This is a genomic window from Terrisporobacter sp., from assembly GCF_017888745.1.
In the GTDB taxonomy this organism is placed as follows: Bacteria; Bacillota; Clostridia; order Peptostreptococcales; family Peptostreptococcaceae; genus Terrisporobacter.
In genome coordinates, this window is the sequence record NZ_JAGHFM010000116.1 from 1 (window position 1) to 2859 (window position 2859).

2 protein-coding genes are annotated in these 2859 nt (G+C 32.2%); both read left to right on the forward strand.

Annotated elements, in window-relative coordinates:
• Positions 1–136: 136 nt before the first annotated feature.
• Positions 137–1267, forward strand: a complete 1131-nt coding sequence (locus J7G74_RS05710) for a glycerol dehydrogenase (protein WP_297132969.1) — start codon at positions 137–139, stop codon at positions 1265–1267.
• 19 nt (positions 1268–1286) lie between these two features.
• Positions 1287–2859, forward strand: a 1573-nt coding sequence (gene dhaK / locus J7G74_RS05715; protein ID WP_297132972.1) for a dihydroxyacetone kinase subunit DhaK, incomplete at its 3' end; no start/stop codon positions are given.

Genomic DNA, 2859 nt, shown 5'->3' on the forward strand with positions numbered 1-2859 from the left:
ATAAAATTACGATCTTATATTGTAATTTTATGACATTTTAGTCTAATGTAGAAGAAGGAAAACGATATTATAATTTAATTAAAGTTTAAGCAATAAATAAAAAATATTAGATTAAATAGATAGGAGTTAATTAATTATGAGAAAAGCATTTATATGTCCAACTAAATATGTTCAAGGTGAAGATGAATTATTAAATTTAGGTTATTTTGTAAAAACATTTGGAGAGTCTGCATTATTAATAGCTCATCCAGATGATGTAGCACGTGTTAAAGATAAATTAGATAAAACTAGTGAAAAATTTGGAATTAAGTTTGTGGAAAGTGGATTTAAAGGTGAGTGTTCAAGACAAGAAGTTAAAAGATTACAAGAGGTAGCAAAAGAAAATCAATGTGCTTGTACAATAGGCCTTGGTGGTGGAAAAGCAATAGATACAGCTAAATGTGTTGCCCAAGGTGAAGCTTTAATAATAGTTCCAACAATTGCGGCAACAGATGCACCAACTAGTCATTCAGCAGTATTATATACTCCAGATGGAGCTTTTGATGATTATGCATATTTCAAACAAAGTCCAAGTGTAGTTCTTATAGACACAACAGTAATAGCAAAAGCACCTACTCGTTTCCTTGTATCAGGTATGGGAGATGCTTTATCAACTTATTTTGAAGCAAGAGCAACTGCAAACTCTTACTCAAATGTAAACGCAGGTCTACCTTGTGGGGCTAGAGAAGGACTTTGCTCACCAGCTAAAGGAACTAATACAGCTCTTGCCCTTGCAAAATTATGTTATGAAACTCTTCTAAGTGATGGAGCAAAAGCAAAGGTATCATCAGATTGTAACTTAGTAACTCCAGCACTTGAAAATATAATAGAAGCAAATATACTTTTATCAGGTCTTGGATTTGAAAGTGGTGGACTAGCTGCTGCTCATGCAATACATGATGGATTAACTATATTAGAAGGAACTCATAAATACTTCCATGGAGAAAAAGTTGCTTTTGGAACATTAGCACAATTAGTGCTTGAAAATTCTCCAGAAGAAGAAATAAATCAAGTTTTAGATTTCTGTTTAGAAGTAGGTCTTCCAGTTTGTTTATCTGATATAGGTGTAGATGAAATAAGTGAAGAAGAATTAATGGAAGTTGCTGAAAAATCTTGTATAGCTGAAGAATCAGTACATTCTATGCCATTCCCAATAAGTGTGGAGTCAGTGGCAGCCGCAATAATTACAGCAGACAGATTAGGTAGAAATTACAAAGCTAATAAATAGGGACATTAGAGGTGGAAAAATGAAAAAATTAATCAATAGACCAGAAACAGTAGTAATGGAGATGTGTAATGGTATAGCTATGGCTCATCCAGAATTAGAATTTGTAAAAAAATATAAAGTAATTAAGAAAAGAGATATAGATAAAAATAAAGTTAGCTTAATAAGTGGTGGGGGAAGCGGTCATGAACCAGCTCATGCAGGATTTATAGGTAAGGGTATGCTGGATGCTGCTGTATGTGGGGATGTATTTGCTTCACCATCTCAAATACAAGTATATCAAGCTATTAAAGCTACTGCCAGCGAAAAAGGTACACTATTAATAATTAAAAACTATAGTGGAGATATGATGAACTTTAAAAATGCTGCTCATTTAGCAAGTGAAGATGGAATAAAAGTAGATTATGTAAAAGTAGATGATGATATAGCTGTTGAAGATAGTTTATATACAGTAGGACGTCGTGGAGTTGCTGGGACTGTATTAGTTCATAAAATAGCAGGTGCAGCATCAGAGCAAGGTATGTCATTGGAAGGAGTTAAAACAGTTGCACAAAAAGCAATAGATAATGTAAGAAGTCTAGGGTTTGCTTTAACATCTTGTACAGTACCAGCTAAAGGTACACCAACATTTAATATAGCTGATGATGAATTAGAATTTGGTGTTGGTATACATGGAGAGCCAGGAATAAAAAGAGAAAAAATGTGTACAGCAGATGAATTAGCTAAAAGAATAGTAGATGATATTTTAAAAGATATGAAAATCGAAGATAAACAAGAAGAGATAGCTTTATTAATAAATGGATTTGGTGGAACACCTTTACAAGAATTATATTTATTTAATAACTCAGTTACCAGAGAATTATCAAAAAGAAATATAAAAATTTATAGAACTTTTGTTGGAAACTATATGACTAGTATAGATATGGCTGGAGCTTCTGTATCAATAATGAAATTAGATAATGAGCTTAAAAAATTATTATCAGAAGAAAGTGATACTCCATCATTTAAGGTAAGCAATCATGTTGAATCTGTGGAATATACAGATGTAAATGATGAGGAGAAAAAAGTAGAAGTTAGTTTTAAAGTGGAAACTGATGAAAGATTCTCTAAAATAGAAAATAAAAATATAACTTTAGACAATATGATTTATATAGTAGATAAAATGAGTGAAGTTATAATAGAAAACGAAGTGCCATTTTGTGAACTAGACTCTCATGCTGGTGATGGAGACTTTGGTATGAGTGTTGCTAAAGGATTTAAACAATTAAAAAGAGAATGGAAGGAAATACTTTCTGATAAAGATATTAATATTAGTAAATTCTTGGATGCTTGTTCTATGGTAATTATGGAACATTGTGGAGGGGCTTCTGGACCAATATTGGGAAGTGCATTTAGAGCTGCATCTAAATTTGTAGCAAATAAAGAAGTATTAACTATTGAAGATTTTGCAAATATGATTCAAGCTTCAGTTAAAGGAATACAAGATACTGGAGAGCGTTCATTTGGCCGTGGAGCAGTAGTAGGAGATAAAACTCTTATAGATGCCTTAGTACCATGCGCAGATGCTTTAGTTGAAAGTGCTAAGAATAAAGATA